This is a genomic window from Parabacteroides sp. CT06, from assembly GCF_002257605.1.
Taxonomy (GTDB): domain Bacteria; phylum Bacteroidota; class Bacteroidia; order Bacteroidales; family Tannerellaceae; genus Parabacteroides; species Parabacteroides distasonis.
In genome coordinates, this window is sequence record NZ_CP022754.1 from 5,010,365 (window position 1) to 5,027,759 (window position 17,395).

Annotated in this window: 9 protein-coding genes; all 9 read left to right on the plus strand. The window is 43.5% G+C overall.

Annotated features, from left to right (window positions below; genetic code table 11):
• Positions 1-102 precede the first annotated feature (102 nt).
• Complete coding sequence (locus CI960_RS21785) at positions 103-3,543, plus strand: TonB-dependent receptor (protein WP_005860185.1); 3,441 nt, start codon at positions 103-105, stop codon at positions 3,541-3,543.
• 18 nt (positions 3,544-3,561) lie between these two features.
• A complete protein-coding gene (locus tag CI960_RS21790) occupies positions 3,562-5,226 on the plus strand; it encodes a RagB/SusD family nutrient uptake outer membrane protein (protein ID WP_005860183.1) in 1,665 nt (554 codons plus the stop codon).
• 263 nt (positions 5,227-5,489) lie between these two features.
• Positions 5,490-7,190 carry a hypothetical protein gene (locus CI960_RS21795; RefSeq protein WP_005860182.1) on the plus strand — a complete coding sequence of 567 codons (1,701 nt, stop codon included), beginning with the start codon at positions 5,490-5,492 and terminating at the stop codon, positions 7,188-7,190.
• On the plus strand, positions 7,180-8,613 hold the full coding sequence (locus CI960_RS21800) for a DUF3863 domain-containing protein (RefSeq protein ID WP_005860179.1): 1,434 nt from the start codon (positions 7,180-7,182) through the stop codon (positions 8,611-8,613). The genes CI960_RS21795 and CI960_RS21800 overlap by 11 nt, the downstream gene beginning before the upstream one ends.
• 7 nt (positions 8,614-8,620) lie before the next feature.
• Positions 8,621-10,453, plus strand: coding sequence for a glycoside hydrolase family 2 protein (locus CI960_RS21805; protein ID WP_005860178.1), 1,833 nt, complete (start codon positions 8,621-8,623; stop codon positions 10,451-10,453).
• Positions 10,454-10,684: 231 nt separating this feature from the next.
• On the plus strand, positions 10,685-11,248 hold the full coding sequence (locus CI960_RS21810) for an RNA polymerase sigma-70 factor (RefSeq protein ID WP_005860177.1): 564 nt from the start codon (positions 10,685-10,687) through the stop codon (positions 11,246-11,248).
• An 85-nt stretch (positions 11,249-11,333) separates the two neighbouring features.
• Positions 11,334-12,275, plus strand: coding sequence for a FecR family protein (locus tag CI960_RS21815; RefSeq protein WP_005860175.1), 942 nt, complete (start codon positions 11,334-11,336; stop codon positions 12,273-12,275).
• Positions 12,276-12,571: 296 nt separating this feature from the next.
• The gene (locus tag CI960_RS21820) at positions 12,572-15,868 is read left to right on the plus strand and encodes a TonB-dependent receptor (protein WP_198285348.1); all 3,297 of its coding nucleotides are present in this window, start codon (positions 12,572-12,574) and stop codon (positions 15,866-15,868) included.
• Positions 15,869-15,881: 13 nt separating this feature from the next.
• On the plus strand, positions 15,882-17,330 hold the full coding sequence (locus CI960_RS21825) for a RagB/SusD family nutrient uptake outer membrane protein (RefSeq protein WP_005860171.1): 1,449 nt from the start codon (positions 15,882-15,884) through the stop codon (positions 17,328-17,330).
• The last annotated feature ends 65 nt before the right edge of the window (positions 17,331-17,395 follow it).

The window sequence follows — 17,395 nt, forward strand, 5'->3', positions numbered from 1 at the left end:
ACATGAAAAACGGGAAATGCTGGAACATTCCCCGTCATCTTTTTGATCATTAAAATTAGTGCTCGTAACACTAGTGTTAACAAACAATCGAATTACAAATATATGAATTTTTGGAATATAGCAAGGCCGGAAGAGTCTCCGGTCCTTAAAAAAACTTTGTCTATTATGAGATTGACGACATTATTCTCTATCGCATGTTCACTTCAGATCTCGGCCTCTGTCTATTCGCAAGAGACAAAGTTGTCTTTGGACGTTAATAACCAGACAATAAAAGAGGTTCTTTTCAGGATAGAGAAACAGTCTGGCTTCCGTTTTATCTACGAGAGCGAGAAGGTTAACCTGAATAAAAAAGTATCTGTACATGTGAAAGAGCAGACGGTGGAAACCATTTTGAAGCGTCTTTTTGCAGGGGAAGGCGTAAAGTATGAGATTACGGAGAATAATTTCATCTTGATTAATCCCTCTACAAAAAACGAGAAAACTGCCCCTTCCTCACAAGCCGTTTTGCAAAAGAAGAATTTAGTGCAAGGTGTAGTGACCGACGAGAATGGAGAACCTATTATCGGTGCGAACGTAGTTGAGAAAGGTACTACCAACGGAACGGTTACGGACCTTGATGGAAAGTTTACGATAGAGGTATCGGAAAACGGTGTCCTTCAAATCTCTTACATCGGATATGCCATGACGGAATTGCGTCCCAGCAAGGAAGCGAATTTGAACGTGAAGTTACGGGAAGATGCCTTGCAGATGGATGAGGTTGTGGTTGTCGGTTACGGTACGGTAAAAAGAGCGAACTTGGGTGGTGCCGTATCTACGGCCGACGCAAAAGCGTTTGAGTCTCGTCCGGTTCAGAATGCGGCTCAGGCTTTGCAGGGAGAAGTACCTGGCTTGACGATTACACGTACCGGAGGCGCTCCGGGTTCGGACATGACCATGAAGGTTCGTGATGTCTCTTCTATCAACGGTGGTACTCCCCTTGTTTTGATTGATGGAGCGGAGGGAAATATTAATATGATCAACCCTTCCGATATCGAGAATATTTCCGTATTGAAAGATGGTACGGCCGCTATTTACGGTGCTCGTGCCTCGGATGGTGTTATTCTGGTGACAACGAAAAGTGGTAAGCGCAATCAGAAGACATCTGTTGCTTTTGATGCATATTACTCTATTAAGACTCCTGCGTTGTTAAGGAAACCTGCGAATCTATTACAACATGCGGAGATGGCCTTGGAGATCACGGATGGATCATTCACTCCAGAATACACGAGAGACCAATTGGAATTGATCCGGCAGAATAGTGATCTGGTATTGCCCGATGCGGAATGGGGGCGTTGGACCGGTTATCCGCAATTCTTCAAGGATCAAGACTGGAATGATATGCTTATTGGCAATGGTAATATGCAGAATTACAATGTCAATATCTCCGGCGGTGGAGAGAGATACTCGTATATGTTGTCTTTAGGCCATCAGCGTGAGGAAGGTATCCCTAAATTTGGTGAGGATGTGAACAAGCGTTACTTCGTACGTGCTAAATCGAGCGTCGAGATCTTCAAGAACTTGACTTACGATCTTAATTTAGCTTATGAGGCAAGCAACAGGGACTATTCCTCGGGTTTGACGGAAGGACAAAATATATGGGAGCTGATTTATAAGACTCGCTCTTGGACTCCGATGTACAATCCGTCAGGAACTTTCTATACATTCGAGGGATTTGATAATCCGGCCCAAGTATTGGAAGAGGGAGGTATGGTGAATAAGACTACAGGTAATATAACGGTCAACAACCAATTACGCTGGAAAGTGATCGACGGATTACAATTGGTGGGGCAAGCCGTGATCCGTAAGTATGATCAGGATGAGAACGTGACGAACAAGAAAATCATCAATTACGATTGGGATAATAACGAGGTTCGGGAGAAACGTACGCCGAATAGTGCGGAGCGTCGTTACCAGAAAACTTTATCCAAGAACTTCACGCTCTATGCCGATTATAAAAAGAACTTCAATGACCGGCATGATTTAAGCGTGATGGTCGGTACTTCCCATGAGTCTGAGAACTATGATCGGTTCACGGCGAAGCGTATTAACTTCGACCAACAAGAAAATATGTCTTTGCAATTGGGTAGCGCTCAAGATCAAAACGCTTGGAGCGAGGGAAATCAGTGGACGATTAATTCTTTCTTTTCCAGAGTGAATTATACGTTTGCCAATAAATATGTCATCGAAGGAACGATCCGTGCGGATGGTAGTTCCCGCTTTGATCCGGATCACCGTTGGGGATGGTTCCCGGGTGTAAACGCGGCTTGGCGTGTCGGAGAAGAGGGTTTCATGAAACGGTTAGGTTGGTTCGAGGACTTGAAGGTAAGAGCTTCTTACGGAGAGATGGGTAATCAGTCCGGTATCGGATTGTATGATTATATTCAATTAATCTCTTTATCGAACGATTATTATCCTTTCGGGACTGGCGTGAAAGGACAAATGGCTACGTCTGGAAATATTATTTCTACCTCTCGTACATGGGAGACGATCCAGACAACCAATGTGGGATTTGATTTCTCGACGCTCAATAACCGTTTATATGGATCGTTCGACTACTTCTGGAAAGAGAATAAGAACATGCTTATCCCGAAGACCTATCCTTCTATGTTAGGTGCGGACGCTCCGAGCACGAACAGCGGCCATTTAAGTATTCATGGATGGGAAATCTCTCTAGGCTGGAGGGATCAGATCAAGGATTTCAGCTACTCGGTTCGCTTTAATATCAGTGACGCGAAAAACAAGGTCGTGGATCGGGTTGGAAGTAACCTGATCCAATTAGGTAATAACGAGACTCCGACCGGATATCCGTTGAATTCCTATTTCGGATATGAATTTGATGGAATCATCCAGAATGAACAAGAATTGGAGGCGTATAAATCTCGTTTCTCGGAAGGGGGTATCCCGGGTGACTTGAGCGTAGGTGACGCTATGTACAAGGACTTGGATGGAGACGGGAAGCTATCCGTATTAGGTGATGGCAAAGAAGGCTCCGGTGACGTGAAATACTTGGGTGACAAGAACCCTCGTTATAATTTCGGCTTTAACCTGAGTATGGCTTGGAAGGGATTCGATCTGAGCGCTTTTATACAAGGAGTCGGCCGTAGGACGATGTTCTTGGAAGGGGAGAGCCGATGCCCGATGCCAGAGGCATGGTATCAATCCGCCGAGTATTGGTATGGAAAGACTTGGACCCCGGAAAGAACGGATGCCCAATATCCGGCGATCACGTTGAAGGATAAACGAAACTACAATTATTATGTATCTACGAACACGAAGTTTAACGTTGCGTATGCCCGTTTGAAAAACTTGCAGTTCGGTTATACGATCCCGCAGACTTTGACCTCGAAGGCCGGTTTGCAGAAGGTGCGGGTGTATTTCTCCGGCGAGGATTTATTTGAGGTACATAACACGCCAAATGGTTGGGACCCGGAGGAGAACAGCGGTAGCATTACTTCCTATCCGTTTACCCGTAATTATTCATTTGGTATAAATGTCGTATTTTAAAAATTAAAGCGAAAAGTCATGAAAAACTATCGGATAATATTGGGAAGCTTTATTGTTTCCGCTTTGTTCTTGTCAAGTTGCCAAGATATAGACCTGTTGCCAAAAGATAATATGCCGGACGAGCTATTCTGGAAAACCCCGGATGATTTTGAGAAAGAGGTCAATTGGCTCTACACACGTACCGAGACGTTCGGCACGAAGGATACGGATAGCGATATCGCCTATGAGTTGAACGAGAATACGACGAGCAACGGTACGTTGATCGCCCCGAATACGGATGCTCTATGGGACTCTACTTTCATAGACCTGCGTCAGAGCAATATGATTATCGAGAAGAGCCAGACGTACGAGGGCGATCCCTCGGAGATCGAGCGGTATGTGGCTGAGGCCCGTTTCTTTCGTGCTTACTCGCATTTTCGGTTGATGGCGAAATACAACGATATCCCTATCTTGACGAAGGTGCTTACCGTAGATTCCCCGGAGTTGTATGGTTCTAGGAATAAGCAACAGGAGGTGGAAGACTTCATCTTGTCGGAACTCAACGAGGTGTATGCTAAACTACCCTTGCAAAGTGAGTTAAGCTCGGATGAGGCGGGACGTGTAACCCAAGGCGCTGCCTTGGCGTTGAAAGCGAGGGTTGCCTTGTTTGCCGGGACGTGGGCGAAGTATCACCAGCACCGTTCGGACTATCAGCAGTTGTTGCAACAAGCGATCGATGCCGCTACAAAAGTGATCGATAGTGGTGAGTATGCTTTATATGAAGGCTCTGGTGAGGAGAGTTACCGCTACTTGTTTATCAATGCGGGCGATAATTCAAAAGAGGGTATCTTCGACAGTCGGTACGAGACGGATATCCGCCACCATAGCGACGCATGCCCTGTATATTGGGGATGGCGAGGGACGCCTACCCGTAAGCTGGCAGATATGTATTTGTGTAAGAGTACGGGATTGCCAATTGAGAACGCTAATTCCGGATTTGAGGGATATGCCACGATCAAGAGCGAATACGAGAATCGTGACCCTCGTATGAAACAGACCTTCTTGATGCCCGGAACCGACTATATCAGTCCGCAAGACGGCGCCTTGACTTGCCCGCCGCAATTTACCATACGTCCCGAGACACGTACGGGTTATAAGTTGTGGAAATATATGGCGGAGACTTCCGTTCCTTCTGACAAGGATGTATATGATTATCACATCATCCGTTATCCGGAGGTATTGCTGATATTGGCTGAGGCCACTTACGAGAAAGACGGGGCGATCAGCGATGACATCTTGAACAAGACGATCAATGTGATCCGTTCCCGGAAAGGCGTGGAGATGCCTCCTTTGACCAACGCTTTCGTGAAGAGCAATGGGTTGGATATGCGGACGGAGATCCGTCGGGAACGTACGATCGAGTTAGCGTTCGAAGGCTTCCGCAGGGATGATTTGAGACGTTGGAAGACGGCTGAGACGGAATTGATAGGTGCCATAAAAGGTATTAAGCTGAAAGGTTCGGAATACGAGAACTTGGATGTCTTGAACGAGGGAAATCCCGGTTTGACAGACGAAAATGGTTTCTTGATTGTGGAACCGGCGGAGAATCGTAACTTTGTGACCCCGAAGCATTACTATTATTCCCTTCCGTTGGATGAGTTGTATCTGAACCCGAACTTGGCTCCGAACAACCCGGGGTGGTAGGGTAATGCCTTATATTCCGGTAAAAATGGCCTTGCACTGGTGTAAAATGCCTTTTTAGATCTAAGAAATGGCTTTTCACCCTCGCGAAGTACCTTTTAGATTTCTAAAAACGACTTTGCGCTTGTGAAATGCCATTTTTAGGTTTAAGAAATGGCTTTGCACCCTTGCGAAATGCTTTTTAGATCTCTAAAAATGATTTTACACCGGTGAAATGCCATTTCTAGAATATTTTATGAGAGTAAATGAATTTAAAATTGAATCGAATGTCATTCATAAAGAAGATAGGTCTTGTATGCTTTATCGTCTTCTGCTGTGCGGGATGCCGTAGCGCGGGAGAGAAACTGGTTGAGAGTGCGGCTGCTCCCCGTATTATCAACATCATCAATTTCATCCGCCAGACAGACTACCGGGTGGAGAACGCCGATAGCTTATTGTACGAGACGGTTTGTGAGCAAGTGAAATTGGTGAATAAATATGATTTACCGGCTACCTTTTTATTACAGTACGATGCGTTGATCAACCCGTTGTACCAAGATCTGTTGAAAAGTAAACTCAATGCTCACTCCGAGATCGGTGCTTGGTGGGAACTTACGCAACCGCAGATCGAGGCCGCCGGGATCAAGTGGCGTGGCGAGCATTCTTGGGTCTCGCACGCGAATATCGCTTTCAGCACCGGATATACGAAAGAAGAACGGGAGCGACTGGTGGATGTCTATATGGCGAAGTTCAAGGAGATATTCGGCACGTACCCGAAATCGGTCGGCTCTTGGTTTATCGACGCGCATACCTTGGGCTATATGTACGATAAATATAAGATCGTGGCGTCGTGCAACTGCAAGGACCAAGTGGGGACGGATGGTTATACCCTATGGGGTGGTTACTGGAACCAAGCCTATTACCCGAGCCGGGTAAACGCCTATATGCCGGCGCAGACCGAGGAGGGGCAAATCCCCGTTCCTATTTTCCGTATGCTGGGCAGTGATCCTATTTATCAGTATGATGATGGTCTGGGACAAGAGCGTCAAGGGGTGATCTCCTTGGAACCCGTGTATGAGAAGGCGGGCATGGATCGCCGCTGGGTGGATTATTTCTTGGAATCGATCGTGAACCAGCCTTGTCTGGCCTTCAATTATGCGCAAGCGGGACAGGAGAACTCTTTCACGTGGAGTAATATGAGCAAGGGACTGGAGATGCAGATCCCTATCTTGGACTCCTTGAGGAAGGAAAATAAGATCCGGGTGGAGACGCTGGGCGAATCCGGTGCGTGGTTCAAGGAATGCTTCAAGGTTACGCCGCCGACGGCTGTCACCACGTTGACGGATGTCCGTGGAGAAGGAAATAAGACGGTCTGGTTTAACAGCCGTTATTATCGGGCGAACTTATTGTGGGAAAGGGGAACCTTCCGCTTTAGGGATATCCATCTTTTCGACGAAGGCTATAAGTCCGCTTATCTGGAAAAGCCCGGAGACGGGAACCAGTTCTTGTTCTATACCTTGCCCGTCGTGGACGGATTCATGTGGAGCGAGGGACTCGATCGTGCCGGGCTTCGGATCGTCCGATTAGACAAGGATGGAGATAAGGAGGAACTTACCTTGGATCATCCGGTAGTGACGGAGATAGGCAAGGATACCTTGGTAGTTTCCGCCGAAGACTCAAAAGGCCATCCATTCAAGATCACTTTCTATGAGACCCGCTTCGAGGTAGCCGCTCTGTCAAAGGAGGCGGACCTCTCATGGGCTTTAGAGCTAAAGGTCGCAGCAGGGAAGGAGCTACCTTTCACCGTTATAGAGGATAAGGCGGTCAACGCTAGCTTCGATGGTTTCAACTACGTGATCACTTGCGAGAAAGGCCATATAAGGAAACCTGAATCCGGTTCGGATTATGCCTTTAGGATACTTCCGTCGGATCAGGAAATAGTAATAGATTGTACAAATACGAGATTAAATTGTACACATGAGAAATAATGATATGAATATATTAGCTTGGAGAAAATGGGCGGTCGTATGGATGGTCGCTGTGCTCAGTGGTTTTCAATTAAGGGCGGCAGATCCTGTGGTCGTCCCGGCGAATATGGAACCGCTGACGATAGAAGGAAATCGTTTTGTCACCTTATGTATCATGATACGTACGACGCCTTGGGAAGTCTCCCGGGATGTCAAGTTACATCCCCGCGATGAGGTGGATTGGCATACGCTTGAGGGAGTACGTGCCTTGCGGGAGGCCTTCGCCATGAATAACCCGAACGGTCGTCTTACATGGGGATTCACGATGAATGCCTTGGAGGACGGACGGAAGAATTACCGGGAGATCCGTGATTACGTAGTGGAGTGCCAAAAGAAATATGGGGATGAGGTTACTTATTTCCCCGGTTATTTTCCGGCGATGTATCTACCCCGTGAGCGGGTAAACCGTGAGATGTCGGAGGCGATAGAGATCATTTCTAAAATGGTAGGAAATGGTTATCGTCCGCAATCAATTATGGGAGGTTTCTTATCGGCCGATAATTTGAGATATCTGGCGGAGAAAGAGAACATCCATGTGGCGCACGCCGTGATCTGGAGCCAGCATAATATAGACGGTGGTGGTGCTGACGGTTCTCCTTCTTATCCTTTCTATCCCTCGACGGAACACTTTTGCAAGCCGGCGCAGGGAAAAAGCGATTTCATCGATTGCGTGAATCTGGATGGCTGGACGATGGACTTTATCTGTGCCCGCCGTAGCGGACAGACCGGACATGGTATCGATGGATACAACAGCCGTAGAGGTGTCGGCCCGATCGAGACGTACAAAGGTTGGGGGCTCGACTTAGGGCATCGTGAGGTGATGCACACGGAAGCGATTCACTTTGATAAAGGTCTTGAGTTGAATGGCTTTGGCTGGGTCGCCAATATCTGGGAGGCGCAGATGGTACATGAGTTCGGGAAGGATCTCATCTGTGATGCCATGAAGATGTGGGTAACGGGTACCAAGGAACGCTGGCCGGATACTCATTTCGTTACGTTCGGAGAATTTGGCGAACTTTGGAGAAAACAATATAAATCGAACGACGACTGGAACTATCGCTTCGTAGAACGAGGCTCTGGTTTGGGAGACTCTTATAATAATTTGGAGATAAAATGGTTTATGAATAAGGAATTCCGCTTGGCCTTATTACGTGATTGGCATACGAAAAATTCCCCGGCTTACGTCATCGACTTTACCCGTTATGATTTGCAAGCCCATGAACCTGCCGATCCCAGCCCGGAGAAACCGGCTAAGGATTGGAGCTTGATCAACAAAATCAATCAAAAAGCCCTCCGTCCGCAAGATAAGCCGGTCTTGATCGATAAGTTGGAGAAAGAAGATCAAGATTTGATCCGGAAATATTATCCGGAATTATTTAAATAGTTGGTTTATGAAAAAGATTACCGTTGTTTGTTTAGCTCTTTGCTCCTTTCTTTTTGGGGGAGATCTCTTACCCGTAAAGGCGCAAATCCTAGAGAAGTTCACATTGCCTACCCCATGGACAGAGGAGGCATTGAAGGCTGAGATTCCTTTACCGGAATATCCGCGTCCACAGATGGTGCGTTCGGAATGGTTGAATCTGAATGGTATATGGGATTATATGGGAGGAAAAGACCTGCTTGATCCTGTTACGGCGACCACTCCTCCAGCCTTTCCCGCGAAAGTAGAAAAGATACGTGTGCCGTATCCTCCGGAATCGGAATTATCCGGTATAGCCCGTGGGGGTGATACTTGTCTGTGGTATAAGCGTAGCTTCTCTGTTCCTCAAGCATGGAAGGGCAGGCATGTATTGTTGAATTTTGGGGCTGTAGATCGGATCTCGTCCGTGTTTGTCAACGGTAAGAAGGTGGGTACCCATACGGGAGGGTACGATGCTTTTAGTTTAAATATTACTGATTATTTGAAATCCGGTGAAAATGTCCTTGTGGTAGGTGCTTATGATCCTAACGACGGCCGGGCCGTTTCGGGCAAGAACGGCTCACGTGGAGATTATATTTTTACCTCCGGTATCTGGCAAACCGTTTGGCTTGAACCGGTAGAGAAACAATATATTTCTCAGATTAAGCTTGTTCCCGATTTAAAAAATAATCGGTTGGAAGTAATTGCTTATACGGAGGATAAGGAGTTAAAGGTAACGGCTATCGCGGATAATGGTACTTCAGAGGTGGCAAGAACCGAAGGAAATTCCAATATGAGTTTTTACTTACCTATCCGGGAGCCCCGTCTATGGAGCCCGGATGATCCTTTCTTGTATGGTTTGAAATTACAGTTGAAAGATCGAAAGGGTGAGATAATAGATGAGGTATCTTCTTATTTTGGTATGCGTTCTGTTAGTATGGGAAAGGTAGATGGTGTGCTTCGGCCTTTATTGAACGGGGAGTTTGTTTTCCATATCGGTCTTTTAGATCAAGGTTATTGGCCCGATGGCGCATTTACTGCTCCTACCGACAAGGCTTTGTTGTATGATATAGAACTGGCGAAACGTGCGGGTTTTAATGTAATACGCAAGCATATTAAAGTAGAGCCTCAACGTTGGTATTATCATTGTGACAGGCTTGGCCTAATGGTTTGGCAAGATATGCCGAACCTTTGGGAGCCGGATGATGCGGATTCCGTGTCGGTTCGTAAACAGTTCCGTGACGAATTGAAAGTGATGATCGACCAACACGTCAGCTCGCCTTCTATCGTGATGTGGGTTCCGTTTAATGAGAATTGGGGAGCCTTTGAAGCGACAGACATCACCGCTTGGGTGAAAAAGTACGATCCGAATCGTTGGGTAAACGGTATGTCGGGATATAATTACGCTCCGGGCTATCGGAAAGCTTATGGAGATCCCGGAAATGGAGATTTCGTGGATATGCATCATTATGGCAAGATCGAGCCTAAGGCGATCCCCCGTCCCGATGATAAACGTGCTGCGTCCCTTGGCGAATTCGGAGGAAAAGGTCTATTTGTGCGTGGGCATATGTGGCCTGTACGCAATGACGCTTATGAGATGATGTTGAATAGAGAGGTCCTGACCGATACCTATGTATTAATGCTTACCGAGCTAGAGCAGATGATAAACTATTTCGGACTAAGCACGGCCATCTATACGCAGACTACAGATGTGGAACATGAGATAAACGGCTTGGTCACTTATGACCGAAAGGTGGAAAAGATGGATCTGGAGAAGGTTAAATATATTAATCAGGAAGTAATCAAATGTACAAGGAAAAAATAGGTTACTTTCCAAAGTAAAGTCTTATGTAAATGGAAAATACGGGATTCAGCGATGAGTCCCGTATTTCGCGAATTGTCTTTTAAAAACATATGTATCCCTTACTTTCGATGAGGTTGCTCTGGAATGATTATGAGGCTTTGATATTAATTCCTTATATTTGGGCATCTTAAAGGGCTTGATTTGTTCCTTTAGTATGCTTTGTTATCTCTTAAAATTTAAGATAATTGTATCATGACGGAAATCTCATCAGACATACGTATGTTTAACGAACTTTACCGTGAATATAAAGCTCGATTTGTTTTTTTCGCAAAGATGTATGTTAGGGATGAGTTTGTGGCGGAAGATATCGTTGTGGATAGCCTTTTGTATTATTGGGAGAATAAAGAGAATCTGAGCCATCAGTCAAATATCCCGGCTTACGTCTTGACTATCGTGAAAAATAAGTGTTTGAATTATTTGAGGCATGAAAGAACCCGTGAGGATATCGTAAAACAATTGCAGGATCAAAACGCATGGGAACTCCAGCTTCGGATTATGACCTTGGAAGCGTGTGAGCCGGAGTTTTTATTCTCGGAAGAGTTACGGAAGATCGCGACAGAAACGATAGATTCCTTACCTTCTCTCTCTAAAGAGATTTTCATAAGGAGCCGCTATGAGAATCAGAGTAACAAAGAGATCGCTGAAGCTTTAGGATTATCTATCAAGAGCATTGAATATCATATAACTAAAACATTGAAGATCTTGAGAAAGATGTTAATTGATTATTTCCCTTTATGGCTTTTCTTTTGGTGCTAAAAAATTTCAAAAAAATACAGCTTTACATTTAGGGTTCTCTGTTTCTTGTTTGCTTTATATATAAATGAGGATTATAAATAGAGACATGAGACGTGATATATTATATAAGTTTTTTGAAGGAAAGGCATCTCCTAAGGAACAGAGGCTTATAGGACAATGGCTGGATGAGTCTGAGAAACATAAGGAGGTGCTAGTACGGGAACGTATGGTTTTTGATGCGATGATTGTGTCCGGGGGGATTACGGATAGGCAATCGGTACAAAGCCGTAAGAAACGAACCCGGGTTGTTTTCATGGAATTACTTCGCGTTGCGGCTGTAATATTAGTAATGTTCTTAGTCGGAGGATATATTTATGTACGGAAAATGGAGGAAATACGCTTGGCGAATAATATCGTGACTGTACCGGTCGGTCAGCGGGTAAACCTTCAGTTACCGGATGGTACAAGCGTATGGCTAAACGCTAGCTCGGAAATCATCTATCCTGCTTATTTCTCTGGATCGACCCGGGAGATTCATCTGAACGGGGAAGCTTATTTTGAGGTGGAGCATAATGCCTCTAAACCTTTTATCGTACATACGGAAACTTTTGATATAAAGGTCTTAGGAACGAAATTCAATGTTGAGGCCTATAAGGGAATGGAAGGGTTTACGACGGCATTGATGGAAGGCTCCGTTGAGGTGACGGATCGGAAAAATAAGGATAAGTCGGTACGATTGTATCCTGCCCAGAAAGTGGCTTTCCGAAATGGGGAATTATGTAAGTCTCCTATTGATAATTACGATGTATATCGCTGGAGAGAGGGCTTGATTTGTTTTAAAGAGACCCGGTTCGCTGATTTAATGCGACAATTAGAGAAAAATTACGGGGTTCGTATCTTGATCAATAATGAGGCGGTAAAGGAGAAGGTTTTTAGTGGTAAGTTCCGTACTACCGACGGTATCGATAATGCTCTTCGTCTCTTGCAAAAAGAGGGTCATTATACTTTCGAGTGGGACGAGAATAAAACAACTGTATGTATCAATTAAAATCCGACTATAAATAAAGGTCCTTTAAATAGATTTAGTTAACCGAGTATTAATATAAAAATATTTTGCCTATGACGAGAAAATAAGATATCTAATACCAAAAAGCCGATAGATGCTGGAACATCTATCGGCTGGAACTAACACAATTATTTCTAACTGTATTAATCTTAAAAACGTTCAAAGATATGAAGAAAAAATCATTTCTGGAGAGCTTTTGTTTTAAAAGCTTTCTGCTTAAACACTTATTTAGAATTCAATGTATTCCTATATGGGTGTTATTCCTAGGTTTATTTGTTGTGCAGACGGAAATTTCCTATGCACAAAGCTTGAAATTATCTTTTAATGAAAAAGAGATCCCTTTAGGGCAGATCATAAATGCGATTGAGAAACAGTCCAATTTTTTATTCGTGTATACAAAAGATATTGATGTACACAAGAAATATCAAGTAGATACATGGGAATCTTCCATTCAAAGTATTTTAACCCAATTATTCGAAGGGACGAATATTCATTATGAGATGGATGGAAACTATATTGTTTTGTCGATATCTAAGCCAAAAGAAACAACTACCGGTACATTACAAAAGAAGAAGACAATAACAGGAAAAATCCTGTCCGCTTCCGGTGAGCCTATTATTGGAGCTAATGTCATCGAAAAAGGTACGACAAATGGTACGGTAACGAATTTAGACGGAGAATTCACGCTGAGTCTTGATCCAAGCTCTACATTGCAGGTTTCTTATATTGGTTATCAAACACTTGAGAGACGTTTGAATAATGCGTCTTTTTATTCAATTAAATTGGTAGAGGATTCACAAGCCTTGGAAGAGGTCGTGGTTGTGGGTTATGGTGTTGTGCAGAAAAAAGACCTTACAGGCTCTGTGGCCCAAATACAATCTGATGATTTGCAAGATTTGGCCGTGCCGAGAATTGATCAGGCCTTGAGCGGTAAAATGGCAGGAGTACAGGTTATATCGACTACGGGCGAGCCTGGTGCTGCTCCCTTGATCCGTGTCAGGGGTGTGGGTAGTATTTCTGCGGGAATGGAGCCTTTATATGTAATAGATGGATTCCCGGGAGATGATATCTCTATGATTAATCCGAGCGATATCGAGACCATCGATATACTGAAAGATGCTTCCGCCACAGCGATTTATGGTTCCAGAGGCGCAAATGGTGTTGTTCTTATAACAACGAAACGGGGAAAAGAAGGGAAAGCCCGGATAAGCTTGAACGCTTACTATGGCTGGCAAAAAGTATTAAGGACTCCTAAATTCTTAAGTAAAGAAGAACAAGCCCAGTATTATTATGAAGGGATAAAAAACCAGAATTTAGATGCCGGATATGATGTATCGGGCGATCCTCGTAAGGATTGGAATTATGCGGTTCCCCAGACTGTGATGGATGTATTGAACGGGACGAATCCTTATAATACGGATGCGTACGACGAGATTTTTCAGACTGCTCCGCAACAAAGTTATAATCTGTCAGTACAAGGAGGCAATGAAAAAATAAAATATGCGGTTAGTGGGGAGTATACATCGCAAGAAGGTATTATTGTTACCAATAAATTTCAGAGATTCTCTGCTCGTGCTAATTTGGACGCAAAATTGTCCGATCGTGTTTCTATGAAGTTTAATATGAATTCCACCTATTCAAATGGAAGGAATATTTTAGCTTCGGGAGGTGCTGCGGAGTCTGAGGGTATTTTAGGTGCGGCTACCACTTGGCTTAAATGGTATCCATTATATAATGAGGACGGATCTTACTTTAGTGGTTTTGGACAAGACGCTACCAATAATGTGTGGAACCCTTTGGCACAGGCTTATGAGATAAAAAGGAAAAATGAGCAATATAGGACATTGGCTAACTTAGAAATGGATATTAAGATTATTGAAGGCCTGAATTTCAAGGCTATGTTGGGGGCTAATGTCGTGAATAGACATAAATATTCATTTATCCCCAAATTAGATGTGTTCTCAAACTCTTCAGATGGAACGGATGAGCGCTCGGATAGGCTTAATTGGATAACGGAGTGGACAATGAATTATCAGAAAAGCTTTAAGAAGCATAATTTATCGGCGTTAGTTGGATATACCACTCAGAAAGAAACGAATAAGTCGAATTATTTGCGAAGTATGAGTTATCCGAATAATCTGGTTTACACATTGAATGCTGTTAGTAATGATATCTATGCCGGAAATTCGGATGAAAATGAGTGGTCTTTGATTTCTTATCTGGCTAGGGTCAACTATAATTATGATTCAAAGTATTATATCACGGCTTCTATCCGTGCCGATGGGTCCTCTCGCTTCGGAAAGAGTAATAAATATGGTTATTTCCCATCTGTGGCTTTAGCATGGCGTGCTTCAGAGGAGGATTTCTTAAAGTCTGTAGAGGCGATTACAAATTTGAAGTTAAGAGCTAGCTATGGTGAGACGGGTAATAATAATATAGGTAATTATGCTCATATCGCGACTATAGATTATGAGTCTTATGTTTTAGCAGACAAAGGGGTGGGGGGATTCGCTCCGGCTAATATCGAGAATGCCTTATTGACATGGGAGAAACAAAGAGCGTTTAATGTCGGTTTGGACGTAAGTGTTTTTAATAGTAGGGTTAATCTAACGGCCGATTATTTTATTACAAGAAACCACAATCTATTATTGAACGTATATGTTCCCCAGATTACAGGCTTTAATACGTCTCTTCAGAATATAGGAGAAGTCGAGAATAGAGGATGGGAATTGACTTTAAGTACGTTGAACTTGAAAGGGGCTTTCGAGTGGACAACTGATTTCAACATTTCGTCGTTTAAAAACAAGGTATTAAAGTTAGGCCCGGACGGAGCTCCTATTATCGGAACGAATCATATTACTGAAATTGGACAACCGATGGGTATGTTTTACGGATATATAACGGATGGTGTCTTTATGAATCAAGCGGAACTGGATGCCGGACCGATATGGGCGCCAGGTTCATCCGACAGATCGCATGTCGGTGATGTCCGGTTTAAGGATGTCAGTGGTCCTGACGGCGTTCCTGACGGTGTAATCAATACCTATGATAAGACGATTATGGGAAGCCCTTATCCTAAAGCTTATTTTGGAATGACAAACAGTTTTTCATATAAGAACTTCGGGTTAAGCATCGCCCTCCAAGGTTCCTTTGGCAATAAGGTATTTAATAGCAGTGATGCGCAGCTGTATACAAGAGCACGTTATAAGCAATACGAATCCGTGAAAAATTATTGGGTATCGGAAGAACAGCCGGGTGATGGAGAAAGTCCTCGTCCGAATAACCTTCCAACAGGAGGAGTGAGAGAAAAATCCACGCGATATTTGGATAATGGTTCTTATTTAAAGGTTAATAATATCAATTTTAGTTATGATTTCCCAACGCAGTTAATCAGTAAAGCTGGTATGAGTGCGTTAAAGCTTTATTTAACGCTGACGAATCCATTTATCATTACCAAATTCCGTGATTTTAATCCAGAGGTTGGTGATGGAAATAATCCGTTGACACCCGGTGTTATGAATTATAATTATCCGTTGGCTAAGAGTGCTATAATAGGAATAAATGTTTCATTTTAATACGATAAATAGTATGAAAAAAGTAGTAAGCATGATTGTCGTATTGGTTTCGTCATTAGCTATTTCATGTTCTAATGATTTCATCAATATACTTCCGACATCTTCAGTGAGTGTAGATATATTATATAAGACGGATAAGGATTTTAAAGATGCTTTAACGGCTACGTATAGTGTATTTCAAGACTTGTATCAGAATTTTTATGTATTTGGGGATATAAGAGGAGATGATTCTTGGATGCAAATCTATAAGAATAACAGCCCTTCTTATTCAGATCTTTTTACGATCACCAGTAGTGATGGTGTGATAAAATCGACATGGCAAGATTATTATTCCGCTATTTATCGGGCAAATACAATCTTAGCCAAGATAGAGGAGGCCGAGATAGAAGCTGTTCCTAATAAGGAACGCTATATCGGGGAGGCTCGTTTTCTTAGGGCTTTGGCTTATTTTGATTTGGTGAGAATATTTGGAGCTGTGCCTGCGGTTACCACCCCGGTTAGTATTGAGGGCTCTTACAGGGTCCCTAGGGAACCGGTTGAAAATGTGTATGAGACGATTATCATTCCAGATTTCATTGCTGCGGAATCCGCTTTACCGGCAAAATGCTCAGGGGATGAGGTTGGAAGGGCCACTAGTGGAGCCGCTAAATCCCTGTTGGGAAGGGTTTATTTAACCAAAGGAGACTTTTTGAATGCAGAGAGTAAATTAAAAGAGGTAACCACTATGGGATATCAACTATTAGCGAATTATGAGGATCTTTTTGATTATACCAAATCGGAACATCATAGTGAATATATATTTGATATAGAGTACCAGTCCGGTATTGGAGAGGGTAGTACTTTTACGACTGCGTTCTTTCCTAATTTCAGTGAGATGAATGAGTTCTTCAATATTACAGGGGCAGGACAAGAATATAACAATCCGACGCAAGAATTGATAAGCCTGTTTGTGCCGGGTGATACTCGGAAAGAGGTGACAGTTGGTGTTCCGGGAGGCTTTTATGATGCGGATTCTGTTTTCCATGCGTTACCTACAAGTACGAACCAGACGTATACGAAGAAGTATTTTGATAGTTCACCTGTTCGAGCTGATAGTAAAGCGAATTGGAAGGTAATTCGTTATGCGGATGTTTTGTTGATGTATGCTGAAGCATTGAATGAAAATGGTAAGCCTCAACAAGCGATTCCTTTTTTGAATCAAGTGCGTACTAGAGCAGGATTAGAGGGGTATCCCAATACGATGTCCCAGACTGAGACACGAGACGCTATTGTGCTTGAAAGACGTTTGGAGCTGTCTTTCGAAGGTGTCCGTTGGTTTGATTTGGTGAGAACCGGTAAGGCTTATGAGGTTATGAAAGATAAGGGAATGGCTCCTTATATGACCGTATTCCCGATACCTTTAAGTCAGGTTCAAATCATAAATGATCCTACTATATTTCCGCAAAATCCCGGATATGATTGATCGTATGTCTTGGGTGTTTTTTAGGGTCTATTTATATATAATTCTAAGTATTAATTAATTTTGAA

What these genes read in the sequence shown, in the direction of transcription:
- CI960_RS21785 (WP_005860185.1), top strand. Translation starts at nt 103, where the DNA reads ATGAATTTTTGGAATATAGCAAGGCCGGAAGAGTCTCCGGTCCTTAAA.
- CI960_RS21790 (WP_005860183.1), top strand. Translation starts at nt 3,562, where the DNA reads ATGAAAAACTATCGGATAATATTGGGAAGCTTTATTGTTTCCGCTTTG.
- CI960_RS21795 (WP_005860182.1), top strand. Translation starts at nt 5,490, where the DNA reads ATGTCATTCATAAAGAAGATAGGTCTTGTATGCTTTATCGTCTTCTGC.
- CI960_RS21800 (WP_005860179.1), top strand. Translation starts at nt 7,180, where the DNA reads ATGAGAAATAATGATATGAATATATTAGCTTGGAGAAAATGGGCGGTC.
- CI960_RS21805 (WP_005860178.1), top strand. Translation starts at nt 8,621, where the DNA reads ATGAAAAAGATTACCGTTGTTTGTTTAGCTCTTTGCTCCTTTCTTTTT.
- CI960_RS21810 (WP_005860177.1), top strand. Translation starts at nt 10,685, where the DNA reads ATGACGGAAATCTCATCAGACATACGTATGTTTAACGAACTTTACCGT.
- CI960_RS21815 (WP_005860175.1), top strand. Translation starts at nt 11,334, where the DNA reads ATGAGACGTGATATATTATATAAGTTTTTTGAAGGAAAGGCATCTCCT.
- CI960_RS21825 (WP_005860171.1), top strand. Translation starts at nt 15,882, where the DNA reads ATGAAAAAAGTAGTAAGCATGATTGTCGTATTGGTTTCGTCATTAGCT.